This is a genomic window from Vibrio hangzhouensis (assembly GCF_900107935.1).
GTDB classification, from domain to species: domain Bacteria; phylum Pseudomonadota; class Gammaproteobacteria; order Enterobacterales; family Vibrionaceae; genus Vibrio; species Vibrio hangzhouensis.
In genome coordinates this window covers 68285-83002 of record NZ_FNVG01000020.1, presented here as the reverse complement: position 1 = coordinate 83002, position 14718 = coordinate 68285, and the positions used below count along the sequence as shown (strand labels likewise).

Genomic DNA, 14718 nt, shown 5'->3' with positions numbered 1-14718 from the left:
ACCTCGTAGAAGGCAGCGAAAGCTTTACCGTGAACGTGTCGGGCGTTGAAGACGGGGAAGGCAACGCGATTTTCGAAGCGCTGAACTTAGACGGAGCGAGCCAGTTGACCCACATCACCGATGAAGGCGACCCAGGCCCTGAAGACACCGTGACCGTGACCCTTGAAGGGCCGGAGAGCATTGTTGAGGGTGACACCAGCACCACGTATACCGTTACACTCAGCAGCGCGGCACCGATTGGTTCGGTGGTCACGCTCAGTTACACCGATGGTACCGCGACAGCGGGAGAAGACTACACCAAGACCCTCACCGCTATTGTGGGTGGCGATGGCACTACCGCGACGTTCACTATCGATACTCTGGATGACGATCTGGCGGAAGGCAGCGAAAACTTCACCGTAAGTGTATCGGGTGTTGAAGACGGGGAAGGCAACGCGGTTTTCGAAGCGCTGAACTTAGACGGCGCGAGCCAGCTGACCCACATCACCGATGAAGATATTCCGGGGCCTGAAGACACCGTGACCGTGACCCTTGAAGGGCCGGAGAGCATTGTTGAGGGTGACACCAGTTCGACGTATACCGTTAAACTCAGTAGCGCGGCACCGATTGGTTCGGTGGTCACGCTCAGTTACACCGATGGCACCGCGACCGCAGGTGAAGACTACACCAAGACCCTCACCGCTATCGTGGGTGGCGACGGCACTACAGCGACGTTCACTATCGACACCCTGGATGACAACCTCGTAGAAGGCAGCGAAAGCTTTACCGTGAGCGTGTCGGGCGTTGAAGACGGGGAAGGCAACGCGATTTTCGAAGCGCTGAACTTAGACGGAGCGAGCCAGCTGACCAACATCACCGATGAAGGCGACCCAGGCCCTGAAGATACCGTGACCGTGACCCTTGACGGTCCTGAGAACATCGTTGAGGGTGACACCAGCACCACGTATACCGTTACACTCAGCAGCGCAGCGCCTGTCGGCTCGGTGGTCACGCTCAGTTACACCGATGGCACCGCGACCGCAGGAGAGGATTACACCAAGACCCTCTCCGCTATTGTGGGCGGCGACGGCACTACCGCGACGTTCACTATCGATACTCTGGATGACAATCTGGCGGAAGGCAGCGAAAGCTTTACCGTGAGCGTGTCGGGCGTTGAAGACGGGGATGGTAACGCGATTTTCGAAGCGCTGAACTTAGACGGAGCGAGCCAGCAGACCACCATCATCGATGAAGATATTCCGGGGCCAGAAGATACGGTTAAAGTCACCCTACAAGGGCCAGATTACGTGACTGAAGGACAACAAACGGGTATATACACGGTGAGTTTGAGTGAGCCGGTTCCTGAGAATAGCGTGATCACTTTAAGTTACACCTATACCACAGCCTCCAACGAAGATATCGTTGAAACCACTCAGGCTATTGTAGGACCTGATGGTGTTACGGCGACATTTACCATAGACACTGTCGATGACCTTCTATGGGAAGGGGATGAAAACTTCTCAGTCAGTGTCAGCGGTGTCACTACGTCTGCAGGCGCGCCAATATTTGAGGCTCTCGATTTGAGCGAGGCAACGCAGGAAACGACGATCATTGATTTTGGTGACACCCCACCAGAAGTCACCAGCTTCGAATATTTCGCCAGTGAAGACACCATACCGATTGATTTTTCAGACTTCATTACAGATCTTGAGGATGATCAGTCTGCCGATAAGAATACTTTCATCAAAATCGAGAACGAACCTGCCTATGGACAGCTTTATTTTATTAGTGGTTCAGGGCAAAGGTTTGACCTTGATGAAGGGGATATGATTGAAGATACCTATGATATCTACTACGAGCTGGACGTTGCGTTTGATGCGACGGTGGACGGTTTCACGGGCGACTTGAATGAGCTCCTAGAGCAGGGTATAGAGTTAACGGGGGGGACCTATAGCGGTTCCGCTCCTCATGACAACTTGACTGTTGAGGAGATCGGTTTTGATGGTTCAGGGGTACTCAAACAGAGAGGGTATTTCACCAAGCGATTTGATGAAAGTGGTCAGGGCAAAGAAACCGAATCGGCAGAGAAAGAGTACATGTCGGTCAAATTTAATGGCGGCTTGGTCACGAGTTTGACCGTTGGTACCGGTGCAATGACGGGGTCATTTAATAATGGTGACTCTCTCATTCTTATTTACTTGTATCGTGATGGGGTGCTTGTTGATGAAGATCCTGTGATCATGGATGGCAGCAAATTTGTTCCTAGTGAGAAACAAGCTGAAATTCTGGTTAACTCAACCGAACCGTTTGACGAGATCAGAATCATCGCTGTGGACGAGACGGATCAAAATGCCGGATTTGTTCTGCAAAGTATCGATATTCATGAAGCGCAGGTAAATGACCAGTTTGTATACAGTGCGGTAGACTCCGATGGCAACCCAAGTGAAGAAACCGCGACCGTTGATGTCAATATCCTGACCAATGGGAATCTGGACATAGAAGATGACGTTGATTTTGCCGTGCAAGGCGGAAATGGCGTGACGGTTATCCATGGTACTGATGGTGACGATCTGCTTATTGGTGGTCTGGGTGATGATGTCATGACTGGTGGATTGGGCAATGACAGTTTCAAATGGGTTGAAGCCGATTTGGATGGTGGATTTGATGTCATTACTGATTTCTCACAACAAGCTGGCAACTCAGACGTGATTGATTTTTCTGATTTGTTTGATGAAACAGATACCCTTGAAAACCTACTCGACAGCAACATCATCGATGTCAGTGAGCAGGATGGCAATACCTATATAAACGTTGATAAAGGAGAGGGTAGGACGGTCACTATTGAGCTTGAAGGAGTGACAGGTGTCACCAATGATGTGCTTAACAGTATTATTGTGATTCACGATACCTAGACGTTGTGCTCTGGTTGGTTACTAAAAACAAAAGCCACGGTGGTCACCGTGGCTTTTATTTTTAATTGAATTGCAGATAAAAGCATGCAACGTATCAACTCGCGGCTCTGACTTTCCCTTCTCTCAGGTCATTTAATACCTTGTTCTTTGGACCATCTGCGACGATGGATCCTTTTTCCATCACAATCACGCGATCGACCACCTCGAGCATGGATGTTTTGTGGGTGATCAGAATTAATGTTTCCGAGTCCTTCAGTTGCTTGAGCTGTGTTTTGACGTGCATTTCCGAGCGGTTATCCATCGAACTGGTAGGCTCGTCCATAATCAGGATAGGTGGGCGGGCTACAAAGGCACGGGCAATGGCCACGGCTTGTCTCTGGCCACCAGATAACAGTAAACCACCTTCTCCAACCTGACGTTCCAGACCAGCCGGATCTTGCTGAGTAAATACGGTGACACCGGCGCGGTTCGCCGCATCCATTACGTCTCTATCGTCTACTAGTGGGCGACCTAAGGTGATATTGTCTCGGATGGAGCCATAGAACAGCGCACAGTCCTGCGGTACGCAGCCTATGTTGCGTCTGACATCCACATGGTGCAACTGGGCAATGTCGGTCTCGTCTATCCTTACATGCCCTTCTGTTGGCTGATAAAGGCCCATAATCAGGCGTTCCAGAGTGGTTTTACCTGAACCGATACGTCCAATGATCGCCACTTTCTCACCAGGATTGATGGTCAGACTCAAATCGCGAATTGATGCCATCGGTGAATCGGGATAGTGGAAGGTGACGCGGTCCAGTTCGATCTTTCCATGGATAATAGGACGATGAATATAGCGCTTCCCTTCTTCTTGCTCATCAGGCATAGCCATGACTTGCTCGATAATTGTCATGGAGGACTTCGCCTGATTATAGCGCGTAGACAGTAACGAGAGCTGCACCAATGGGCCAATCGCTCGGCTACTTAGCATGGTGGCGGCAATCAAGCCACCCATCGTCAGTTCCCCTTCGGCAATCAGGTAGACACCGAGAATAATCATCCCGATATTGGAAGACTGCTGGACAAAACCAGCGGTATTTTGAATACCGTCGGTGATACGTTTACTCTTGATATTCCAGTTCGCCATGTGCGCAACCGCTTCTTCCCAGCGATATTGATACTGGCTTTGCGCACCAAAAATCTTCACGGTCTCCAGACCCGCCAGACTTTCGATCAGGTTGGCGTATTTCTGGGAAGCCAGCCTGGAGCCCTCTTCAATCGTTTTACGCAAGGGCCCCTGAATCAACAATGAATACACCAGTAGGATGATCACGCCGACAATCGGGATAATGACCAGGTTTCCGGCCATCAACCAAATGATGACCAAGAACAAGATTGCAAATGGCAGATCGATGAGCGAGCCGATAGTGGCTGAGGTGAAGAACTCACGAATCGACTCAAACTCTTGTAGGTGGCGGGCAAAGGCACCGACTGATGGGGGGCGGGATTCCATGCGTATCCCCATCACTTTGCTAAACAGTTTAGACGAGATCAGAATATCGGATTTTTTGCCTGCAACATCAATGAAGTAGCTACGCATCAACTTCAGAATCAGATCGAAGCCAAACACCACAAAGATACCCGTCGCCAGCACCCACAGAGTTTCAAACGCTAGGTTAGGCACCACTTTATCGTAGACCAGGCGGGTAAACAGTGGAGCGGCAATGGCAAAGATATTGATCAGCAATGAGGCAATAAGTACATCACGATAAATGCGCTTTGATTCCCAGATAGTTCCCCAAAACCAATGGCCATCGCGGGTTTTAAGTACTTCTGGGGACCGTTCATCATAACGGAACTGTTTTTTCACCAAAAAGTAGCGACCGATAAATTGCGCGCGGATATCATCTAAAGGAACGGAAATGGGAACCATGCCCGATTCTAGCGTGATGACTTCCGCTTCATTATTATCGCTATCTATACTGTTCAGAACACAAGCATCGCCACCTTTTAGCAATAAAATGACAGGAAAAACGATGTTGGGGATCTTCTCAATGTCAGCGCGATTTTCTTTGGCCACCAGCCCCGCACGCTCAGCCGAGCGCGGTACAAGGAAAGGTGTCAGCTTACCTTCAGAAAGCGGCAAACCGTTCACTAAAGCATCTGGTGAATTGGCAAGGCCATAATAACGGCTGATATAGATAAGCGAATTTAGTAACGGATCCTTCATGGATTCTGCACCTATTATTTGTCCACGATAAAGCCCTGGAATACATCCACAAAGTGCTCGGACAAAAAGTCGAGCTGAGTTTGTGTTTCCACTCGTGAGGCAATAGTTTTAATTCCCAGATTGTGCGCCGTTCTCGAAATCGACGTGAGCGTAAATTTCTGTTTTTCGTCATCAAGCTGGTGGGTATAAAGATAATCCAGTTTCACGTAGTCAGGCCTGAACTCACTAAGGTACTCTAGAGACTGGAAATTACGGCCATAGTTATCGACGCCAAACTTTGCCCCTTCATTACGAATAGCATTACAGAACAAGGCAGTGTGGTGAGGATTATTGATGAAACAGCTCTCCGGGATTTCAAAATGAAGTTTGTCACTGATGCTGCGATGTTTCGCCAGTACCTGACTTATCCAGCGAATGAAGCTTGGCTGTCCAATACTGGTTGGCGCAATATTGACGGCAATAGGATCGGACATAGCTTCTCGTTCCAGTTTATTGATTACCGACATAATGACGTGCTCATCAAAGATGTGACTGGCATTCAGTTGTTCAAGGGCCAGCAGGTATTGGTTCGCGGTATATCGAACGTCACCCATCTCGATGGCTGAGAACACTTCTTTGTGATAGGTTTCACCCCAATTGCTGTTTGCAGCCTGAAAACGATAGACAACCTGATCATTGCTGACTGCCTCTTCAACCAGTGCACGCCACTGCTGTTTACCCATGATAACGCCAGTTTGTTCACTCGATATATAGCCGTATTCCAGCTCTGGATCGGCTTTGGCTTTGGTCAACGCGTTATCCAGGATCGACAGCATCTGGGTGGAGTTCTTACGTTCTTCATTGAACACGACCCCCAGCGATGCTTTGGCTTTGCTCAGTCCGGTTGGATCTGCGTTCAGATCCTGAACACAGGTCATGATGCTATTGGCGGCAAACTTGAGTTCCGTTTCGTCAATACTCGGGAAGACAAAGCCAAACTCGTCGGTTGAAATTCGGGCAATCACCGTATTGGGGATATTAATGGTCATAGACAATAGGTCGGACAGTTCTCTGACCATCCCATCCCCGGCTTCATATCCTTCCGATTTGTAGGTCTGTTTAATGAACTCTGCTTGCAATATGGCGACACCACCCAGTGAGGACTCAGACAGCCACTGGTTGAGTTGTCCCATAAAGAAGGCTCGGTTACCTAAGTGTGACACCGGATCCATGTACGCTCGCTCACGCAGTTTCTGAGCTTCTTTTGCTTGCTGTTTGAAGGACTCCTCAACGTGAGCTGACATGCTGTTGATGCCGTCGACGACGGCAATCAAATCTTTGGTGTTCGGGCGGTGTAAGGGTTCACCAAACTGTTTATTGGCCACTTGATCCATTTTTCTGACGATGGCGCGGAGCGGCGTCAGTGCGCGTCTCAGAATAAATGCAATCGCCAGTATGCCGAGTGTGAAAATGCCCAAGAAGGCCGCAGACAGTCTTTCGAACGCTTGCCAGAGCTGCGCGTAGGCTTGCCCGGGATGACTGATAATTTCGACTTCAGCCAGTTGCAGCCAGCCACTGGTCACCACTCGCGAGTCGTGGAGAGGGGTAAACAGGTGAAGGTTGGTAAACCAGTCAGGAACATCACTGGCCTTGATGGGATAGCTTCGCAAGATTTCTTCATCGGACTCGAGGAACACCAAGCGCACCGTTGAGTAGGTGCTACCATCAAAAAGTGCATTGATCACCGACTCGACCGCAACTTTGTCTTGCTGTTTCAAATACGGGGCAAGCGCCAAACCTACGGTATTGATCGTATTGTTTACTTCAGAACGTTGCTGCTGCTCCAGGAAGTTTCTTGTTGTGTTGAATTCGATGATAAACACCGACGTCAAAAGCAGTATGAATACCGCTATCATGCCAACCACTAGCTGTCTGTATAGTGTCATAATTGTTTACTCGTCGTAATCTACCTTAGGTTTCCTTAACGTTAATGAGCGCTCTCGGCTGCGCAAATCATTCCATAATTTCAGTCGTGACGACTTTCCGGCCAACTTGCCCTGAGCGGTTTTCATGGTCCATAGGTTGCGGCCATTAAAACTGTATATCGGTAGCAAATCGTCCCGTTGAGAGGCGGGTTTTATTTCCCCAATTAAGTTGTCCAGAATGAGAGGCTGCGCGCGTGGTGTTTCGTAGTAGGCGAGTACCATGTGGAACTGATTCAGTTCTATCGCCTTAACATAGACCAGCCGTAGCTTTTTATCCGATATACCAAGTTCGAGCAGCGAAAAGTACTTTGCGATGGTGAAGTCTTCGCAGTCGCCGGCATTACTGCCTAAAAATTCCAGTGGTGTTGCCCAATAGTCCTTCTTTCCCCACAGTTGGATATCATCGACAAAGTTCAGTTGATTGAAGAACTGATTAATCCCCGTGAGTTGCTCTATTTCGGATTTACCCTGTAAATTGGACACGACGCTGCGCCAGGTTTGGACTCGTTTGCCAGCCCTTGGTCCGTAGGTAGTGACTACCCTGTCAATCCACTGCTGCTCTTCCTGAGTATACGCATCGCTATTACCGGTGAGCAGTACTGCAGTTGAGAGGCTCAGGGCAAGCAACACTTTTTTCAGCTGAGTCCGCAGACTTCCTGTCCGCTTTGTGTTGACCACTCGACACCTTTACTCTTTTAACGCATTGTTTTGTGCGCTCAATATGGGTTTCAGCAGATAATCTAGCACTGTTCTTTTTCCGGTAATGATATCAACGGAAGCGGTCATTCCCGGGATGATGGGCAACTGCTCATCATGGCCAAAGTTGGTTTTATCGGTTCTGACCCGCACGATATAGAAGCTGTTCCCTTCTTCATCCTGAGTAGTGTCAGCGCTGATATGCTCTAATGTGCCGTCCATGCCGCCATACTTGGTAAAATCATACGCACTGAACTTCACGATGGCATGAAGATCGGGTCTCAGGAAGGCGATATCCTTTGGCGCAATTTTCGCCTCTACCAGCAACGTATCTTCCGTCGGGACTATCTCAACAATGTCCATACCGGGTTGAATAACGCCCCCCACCGTATTGACGTTCAGGGTCTTTACCGTGCCGTTAACGGGTGATACAACGACGGTTCGGTTAACCCGATCTTCAAGACCTACTGCGGATTCGGTCATTGAAGAAAGCTTATCCTGAGCTTGATTAAGCTTCTCTTGTTGCTCTGAACGAAACTTCTGCGCAATGTCGATGCGGCTCAACATTGCCTCCTGAATGGATGATTGTATAGATGGGACCTTGAGTTCAGTAGAAGTTAATTCACGTCGGGTGTCGTTGACTTGTCGCTGCAGCTTGAGCAACTCAATTTTGGGCACCACACCCTCATCAGCCAGAGGTTTGGTGATGTTCAGCTCGTCACGAGCCAAGTTGTACCCATTTCGCAAATTTCGAACTCTGGCCTGTATTTCAATCAACTCCTGTTGTTTCTGCCGAACCTGCTGGTTGATAACAGACAGTTCGTTGCGCAACTTGAAGAGATCTTGTCGGTATTCAGCCCGTTGCCTTGCCACTAGTTGTGGATGCTCGTCTTCAAAGGAAGGTGGGAAGGCAAGCTTATTAAAATCTAACGTAACGGATTTTTGCCAATCGTCACCCTGCACATCTTCATTGATAACCACACTGGTCAGTGACGCAGACAGTTGGAGAACGTTGGCGGTAAGGTTAAGAACCTGCTGTTCTCGCTCACGGAAATCTGAGCGGAAACGCGTGTCATCAATCAGCAGCAATTGCTGACCTTTTTGAACGGTATCTCCCTCTTTCACCGTGATTTCTTTCACTAAACCTCCCTCGAGGTTCTGGATCACCTGAACTTGCGATGAAGGGATAACTTTCCCCTGGCCGACAGTGACTTTGTCGATTTCAGCCCATGAAGCCCAGACGACTGCACAGATAAAAAACAACACCATAACCCACAGCATAATGCGTGCGCTGGTGGGGGTGTTGAGGAGCAAAGCCGCTGTTTTGTCGTCGATATAGTCCAGCTCGGCGTCGGTGACCTTTTTGTATTCGTTCTTATCCATGCTCTATCCGAAACCCTGATGATAACGAGTTATCTAATAAACTGATTTTATTACCTTCATTAATGAAATGTAACCTCGTTGACTAAGAAAGAAGCGACTGATACCGCACAATTCACAACAATCTCTGGTGGCGATTATCTCTGTTCGAAAAACTTCTGATTAGTATTCAGAAGTTTAGCAGTGGTGTGGTGAATATAAAGTAATGAATTATCGAAATTTTGTCTGATTGCAAGAATGTGAGCGAGTATTGAATACAAACTAGGAGATAGGATGCAAAAATCGATAATTAGATGAGATATGCGGGTTGTTTTCTCGGACATAAGAGCGCAGAATTCAAGAAAAAGTTGAGGAGTGGTTATGGGAATCGAAGATATCCGCCGAGAATACTCTCAAGGCGGGCTACGTCGTAAGGATTTGAATGACGATCCTATCGTTCAGTTTAATTTGTGGCTGGAACAGGCTGTCGCGGCTAAGCTCACCGATCCCACAGCGATGACGGTAGCAACAGTAGACCAGAATGGCATGCCTTTCCAACGAATCGTGCTGCTAAAAAGTGTCGACAAGAATGGTTTTGTGTTTTACACCAATCTGGGCAGTCGTAAGGCTCAGCACTTAGAGCACAATAATAAAGTCAGCCTGCATTTCCCCTGGCATCCGCTTGAGCGACAAGTGCACATCACTGGCGTGGCGGAGAAGCTGACGCCAATGGAAAACATGAAGTATTTCACCTCACGTCCTAAAGAAAGTCAGCTTGCAGCGATTGCCAGTAAGCAGAGTAGTCGTATTTCTACTCGAGGCGTGCTGGAAGGTAAATTTCTTGAGCTTAAGCAAAAGTTTGCCAAAGGCGAAATCCCGGTTCCTTCGTTCTGGGGTGGGTATCGCATTCGTCCTGAAACGATTGAATTCTGGCAAGGTGGTGAACACCGTCTGCATGATCGATTCTTGTTTAGTAAGGACGGTCAAGGTCACTGGGAAGCGGAACGTTTGGCGCCTTGAGCGGTTTGTCATTTGACGACAGATATCTAAGCTGCGGTTTTCGCAGCTTTTATTTATCTTTTTTCCAACAATAGTACATTTTACAATCACCGTAACTTATCTGCACATGATCATTGTTCCGGAAGCCTGATCAAGTAAGGATCCCTTTTCTTATTTGATGTCAAATTCTGTTCAGCCATTCCAAAGGCAGTAATGACGGGCGGTTGCGAGATTGTTTTTCCCAAACTGGGTGGAAATCGGTATACTCAGCGGATCGATACTCCATATACAAGATGCCCGGAAACATGGTGAAACGAAACAATGACAACCTTGATCATGCTTCCCTCATGCCTAATTTAATTAGGCCAGCTGAAATAGTTCGCTTGCCGTCTCATATGGACTCCCATGACCATCATTACACTCAGGTCGTCATTGGTCTCAAAGGACAATCTGAATTTGATGTCGGTGGGATCGGTAATCTTGTTGGTCCCGGTCAAGGTTGTGTGGTGACATCTGGCCTTGATCATGCTTTCGGTGGAGTGATTGATCAACCTGACATTTTGGTGCTTAACTTACCGATACCGGGTAATGATGATCCAGTGCTGCTCCAACGTATCAACGAGTTATCTCAGGCTAACACCTATTTTCAGCTTGATGCTCAAATTCAAAAACTGATACAGATGTTAGTGGCAGAAATGAAAAATAGTCCAGATGATCTGTTGTTAAGCCGGGCGTGTAATGACACCGTCGTAGCGCTGCTGCAGCGTCATATTTCCGATTTGAAAACATCTCTGCGTGATTCCAGATTCGATCTTGAGCAAATTGACCGCTATATCGAACAGCACCTGACTCACAAGATCTCCGTTGCGCAGCTAGCGGGCAGCGTGTTCCTTGGAGAAAGTCAGTTCCATATGCTGTTTAAAGAGCAGTTGGGTATAACGCCTCACCAATATGTGCTCAATAAGCGAGTGGATGCAGCAAAGCGTCTTATTGAACAGGGGCACCTGAACTTAGGGCAGGTCGCAGAATTGACCGGGTTTTCTGGCCAGAGTACGTTCACCCACGCATTTTCCAGATTGCAGGGTATTTCTCCGTCGCAGTATAAGAAACGCGTTGGCTGACCGGCTTACTAACACTCTTTTGTCACAAATCTGCCCAACCACTGTCATTAACTGCAACCTATAATATCCCCAAGATCTATCTGTGAGTTTGGGAGTTATATGTCTACGCCGCTCTATGTGTTCGATATGGACGAAACCTTGTTTGATGCGGATTGTGCCGTCTTGTGGCATGAGTTTCTGGTGCAAACAGGGCGGGTATCACAGCCTGGCTTTTTAGAACAGGACGCCCGATTGATGGCATTGTATGCCGATGGCCATCTGGATATGGAAGAGTACCTGAACTTTTGTATTGCACCGCTCTACGGCGTCCCTACTGAAACGGTGGAACAGTGGGTAAACCAATGCATTGAAACCAAAATCATGCCGCGTTTCTTTCCACAAGCCAGAACACTGCTGAACACGCTTAAAAATGACGGAGTCGAGACGGTGATCATTTCTGCTTCGGCCAGTTTTCTGGTTCACGCGATTGCCAGGCATATTGGCGTGGATACGGCGATGGGGATAGATTTGGTAGAAAAGGATGGCGGCTATACCTCGGAGATAAGAGGGACGCCAAGTTACCGGGAAGGAAAAGTGGCGAGGTTGGCACAGTGGCTTAGTGACCAACCGACGCTATACACTGAGATCCATTTTTACACTGATTCTATCAATGACCGTCCATTGTGCGAGTTTGCCGATCACGCTTATCTGGTGAATCCATGTCCACAATTGCAAGATCTCGGCGAGCGAAAGCGTTGGCAACAATTGCATTGGTCTCTGTAATGGCGACTGGCTTTAATCCGCAGGACTGAGCCAGTCGAGTTAACTTCTCTATATCGGCAGGTTACGTTTTCTTGACGTCAGGTAGCGATAGAGCAAGCCGATTATCGCGGCAAGCATCAGCACGAAACTGGTAATGACGATAGCTTTTGAGATCACTTCCTGATAGTCGTTCAGTCTTGGATGGATCATCAGCCATTTACCCACCAGCATCAGCAGCAAGCACCAAATGACTGAGCTTGAGATGCTGATGGTTAAGGTTCGCCAGAAACTGAGTTTGGACAAACCCATAAGCATAGGTGTGAGAACCCGAACGAAGGGGATGAAGCGAGAAATGAACAGCGACAGGAATCCATATCGTTGCAGCAAGTGTCTGGCTTTGGGCAGAGAATCTTCGGGGAGTACCCGCCCCTGAAGATAGGCGTTGATGGAACCAAGAGAGGCGGCTAAGCATAGCGCGCCGGCAGCAGGGTAAAAGTCAATGATTCCCAGTCCTACTAAACCACCAACAAAAAGCACCAGACTGTCTCCGGGAAGTGGTAAAAAGACGAAACTTGACTCAAGCAGCAGTATCAGCGCCAAAAGCAGAATAAATCCTTTCAATGAGCTCACTTGCTGCAGAGCCTCAAAATCGTGGTGCCAAACGGCAACAAAAATATCTTGCATAGAATATCCTCAAACTTTATGTCGCACGCCCTGCGGGGATCTAGCGCAGGACTGTAAACGCATTATTCGAACATCAGAATGATGTAGGCGATAAACAAAATCAGGTGAGCCGCGCCATTCAGTGAGTTGGTCCGGCCACTGCTAAAGCTGATACCCGTCATAATGATGGTTGTGACCAGTAACACCATTTCGGCTGGCTCCAACCCAAGACGGATTGGTTGCTCTATCATGCTGGAAATCAGTAGCACCGCAGGTACAGTTAACGCGATGGTTGCTAACACTGACCCAAAGAACAGATTCATGGCGCGTTGCAACTGATTGTTCAGAGCGGCTTTGGCCGCGCCAACGGCTTCTGGTGCCAGGATCAGAATCGCGACAATCAGGCCACCAATGGCGGGTGGAGCGCCGAGAAGGTTGACCGTTCCATCAATTGGAATCGCCAGGCTTTTGGCGAGCAAAATGACGACGGCCAGGTAGCCGATCAGCATGATCGAATGATAGAGGTTGCTGCCCAGCGGACCATGAAACTCATGTTCGTCCTGATGGTCTTCATCCATGAAAAAATGGGTGTGACTGCGAGTCTGGATAAACAAAAATACCGCATAGAGCACGATCGAGGTCAGTACCAGAGTAACGGTGAGGCTGTGAGACATCGCTCCTGACTCACTGACACTGGTAAAGTTTGGCAGCACCAGACAGAGCAGAGCGAGTGGTACTATGGCCACCAAATAGGACTTTAATCCGTCAAGGTTATATTTTTGGGTGTGGTATTTGACGCCGCCGATAAGCAGCGTAATCCCCACCAAGCCATTCAATACTGTCATTACAACGGCAAACATCGTGTCTCTGGCCAGGACTGGATTCGCTTCCCCGGTTAACATGACAGAAGAAATCATCACGACTTCGAGTAGAATTACCGACAAGGTCAAAATCAGCGTCCCGTAGGGGTCGCCGAGCTTGATGGCCAGTGCGTCGGAGTGTCTGACAACAGCAAAGATCGCGGCCATTACCACCACAAACAAGCAAAATGTCAGCGCAATTCCCTGCGCGGATGACATTTGTGTTTGCAGTAAACCATCCCCACAGGATTTAAATAGGAACACCGTAATTATCGCGAGCAGAAGGACAAATTCCTGCTTAAGGAATCGAATCATGGTAAGACCTCCTCCGTCGATGGTTTCTCTGCGATATAGTGACTAGGTCTCACACCAATCACTTGTGGCAGTGTTACGCCGACGGATATTGATGACCAGGTACCACTGGCAATACCCAGACAGAGGGTAATGGCGAATCCTTCGAGTGCAGGGCCTCCCAATAGCCATAGGCTGGACACTGTGACTAAGGTGGTGCCAGAAGTCACCAGAGTACGAGAAAAAGTGGCACGTACCGATTGATTGATGAGGGTATCGGCAGACTCTCCGGGTTTGGCTTTGAATAATTCCCGTGCTCTGTCTGCAATGATGATGGAATCATTGAGAGAGTAGCCCAATACTGCCAGCACTGCGGCGAGAATCGTCAGATTGAACTCCATTTGTGTCAGGGAAAACAGCCCTAATACGATGACAATATCGTGAATAAGGGCGACCAGCGCACCCAGCGCGAGGCGCCATTCAAATCGATAACTCAGATACAGCATAGTGAGTATGAAACAGGCTAAGATGGCGATGCCGCCTTGTTCCACCATATCCTGACCTACCTGAGGCCCGACAATGCTGCTGTTCAGAACTTCCACTGAGCTGCTTAATGTCTCCAGTAGAGGAGCCAGAGTGACGCTGTGCTCACCAATCTGGTTATAACGCAGGATCCAGCGACCCGGCTCGGTAGAACTGACCACTTGAACATCCTGCATTAATGCCTGATCGAGCCAGAGTTTGAGATCGGAGGCAACTAAAGAAGGGTCGAGGCGAACTTCTGCAACGATACCACCAGTAAAGTCCAGCCCCCAATTAAATCCTTTAACGATGATCACTGAGAGGGCCGCAAAAAACAGTACTGCCGATAGTGACGTCATGGTCAGGCGAATCTGGCTAAGAGAACGTTGTGAAATTGACATA

Annotated in this window: 11 protein-coding genes; 4 read left to right on the top strand and 7 right to left on the bottom strand. The window is 48.6% G+C overall.

Going from position 1 to position 14718, the window contains the following annotated elements; all coding sequences use genetic code 11:
- Positions 1-2891, top strand: a 2891-nt coding sequence (locus C4S60_RS17545) for a Calx-beta domain-containing protein (RefSeq protein WP_279626955.1), incomplete at its 5' end; no start/stop codon positions are given.
- Between the two features lie 94 nt (positions 2892-2985).
- On the opposite strand, the gene C4S60_RS17540 is transcribed toward C4S60_RS17545, so the two are convergent.
- The 4 genes from C4S60_RS17540 to C4S60_RS17525 are packed head-to-tail and all read right to left on the bottom strand — an operon-like array spanning position 2986 to position 9143.
- On the bottom strand, positions 2986-5100 hold the full coding sequence (locus C4S60_RS17540; protein WP_103881662.1) for a type I secretion system permease/ATPase: 2115 nt from the start codon (positions 5098-5100) through the stop codon (positions 2986-2988).
- 14 nt (positions 5101-5114) lie between these two features.
- Positions 5115-7025: a bifunctional diguanylate cyclase/phosphodiesterase gene (locus tag C4S60_RS17535; RefSeq protein WP_103881661.1), complete on the bottom strand. Its 1911-nt coding sequence runs from the start codon at positions 7023-7025 to the stop codon at positions 5115-5117.
- A 6-nt stretch (positions 7026-7031) separates the two neighbouring features.
- The gene (locus C4S60_RS17530) at positions 7032-7691 is read right to left on the bottom strand and encodes a transglutaminase-like cysteine peptidase (RefSeq protein ID WP_410000912.1); all 660 of its coding nucleotides are present in this window, start codon (positions 7689-7691) and stop codon (positions 7032-7034) included.
- 60 nt (positions 7692-7751) lie between these two features.
- Positions 7752-9143 carry an HlyD family type I secretion periplasmic adaptor subunit gene (locus tag C4S60_RS17525; protein WP_103881660.1) on the bottom strand — a complete coding sequence of 464 codons (1392 nt, stop codon included), beginning with the start codon at positions 9141-9143 and terminating at the stop codon, positions 7752-7754.
- 357 nt (positions 9144-9500) lie between these two features.
- On the opposite strand from C4S60_RS17525, the gene pdxH reads away from it, so the two are divergent.
- The 3 genes from pdxH (at position 9501) to C4S60_RS17510 (ending at position 12001) form a co-directional block, all read left to right on the top strand.
- A complete protein-coding gene (gene pdxH / locus C4S60_RS17520; RefSeq protein ID WP_103881659.1) occupies positions 9501-10139 on the top strand; it encodes a pyridoxamine 5'-phosphate oxidase in 639 nt (212 codons plus the stop codon).
- A gap of 284 nt (positions 10140-10423) precedes the next feature.
- Positions 10424-11239 carry an AraC family transcriptional regulator gene (locus C4S60_RS17515; RefSeq protein ID WP_103881658.1) on the top strand — a complete coding sequence of 272 codons (816 nt, stop codon included), beginning with the start codon at positions 10424-10426 and terminating at the stop codon, positions 11237-11239.
- A 99-nt stretch (positions 11240-11338) separates the two neighbouring features.
- Positions 11339-12001 carry an HAD family hydrolase gene (locus tag C4S60_RS17510; RefSeq protein ID WP_103881657.1) on the top strand — a complete coding sequence of 221 codons (663 nt, stop codon included), beginning with the start codon at positions 11339-11341 and terminating at the stop codon, positions 11999-12001.
- Positions 12002-12049: 48 nt separating this feature from the next.
- Here C4S60_RS17510 and C4S60_RS17505 read toward each other — a convergent pair whose 3' ends face one another.
- From C4S60_RS17505 to secF, 3 genes are all read right to left on the bottom strand, one after another.
- Positions 12050-12664 (bottom strand): DedA family protein, encoded by a 615-nt coding sequence (locus tag C4S60_RS17505; protein ID WP_103881656.1) that lies wholly within the window; start codon positions 12662-12664, stop codon positions 12050-12052.
- Between the two features lie 62 nt (positions 12665-12726).
- Positions 12727-13818 carry a calcium:cation antiporter gene (locus C4S60_RS17500; protein WP_103881655.1) on the bottom strand — a complete coding sequence of 364 codons (1092 nt, stop codon included), beginning with the start codon at positions 13816-13818 and terminating at the stop codon, positions 12727-12729.
- On the bottom strand, positions 13815-14717 hold the full coding sequence (gene secF / locus C4S60_RS17495) for a protein translocase subunit SecF (RefSeq protein WP_103881654.1): 903 nt from the start codon (positions 14715-14717) through the stop codon (positions 13815-13817). The genes C4S60_RS17500 and secF overlap by 4 nt, the downstream gene beginning before the upstream one ends.
- Position 14718 lies beyond the last annotated feature (1 nt).

Excerpts from the sequence above, each read along its gene's own strand:
- C4S60_RS17540 (WP_103881662.1), bottom strand. The coding sequence starts at position 5,100 with ATGAAGGATCCGTTACTAAATTCGCTTATCTATATCAGCCGTTATTAT.
- C4S60_RS17535 (WP_103881661.1), bottom strand. The coding sequence starts at position 7,025 with ATGACACTATACAGACAGCTAGTGGTTGGCATGATAGCGGTATTCATA.
- C4S60_RS17525 (WP_103881660.1), bottom strand. The coding sequence starts at position 9,143 with ATGGATAAGAACGAATACAAAAAGGTCACCGACGCCGAGCTGGACTAT.
- pdxH (WP_103881659.1), top strand. The coding sequence starts at position 9,501 with ATGGGAATCGAAGATATCCGCCGAGAATACTCTCAAGGCGGGCTACGT.
- C4S60_RS17515 (WP_103881658.1), top strand. The coding sequence starts at position 10,424 with ATGGTGAAACGAAACAATGACAACCTTGATCATGCTTCCCTCATGCCT.
- C4S60_RS17510 (WP_103881657.1), top strand. The coding sequence starts at position 11,339 with ATGTCTACGCCGCTCTATGTGTTCGATATGGACGAAACCTTGTTTGAT.
- C4S60_RS17505 (WP_103881656.1), bottom strand. The coding sequence starts at position 12,664 with ATGCAAGATATTTTTGTTGCCGTTTGGCACCACGATTTTGAGGCTCTG.
- C4S60_RS17500 (WP_103881655.1), bottom strand. The coding sequence starts at position 13,818 with ATGATTCGATTCCTTAAGCAGGAATTTGTCCTTCTGCTCGCGATAATT.
- secF (WP_103881654.1), bottom strand. The coding sequence starts at position 14,717 with ATGTCAATTTCACAACGTTCTCTTAGCCAGATTCGCCTGACCATGACG.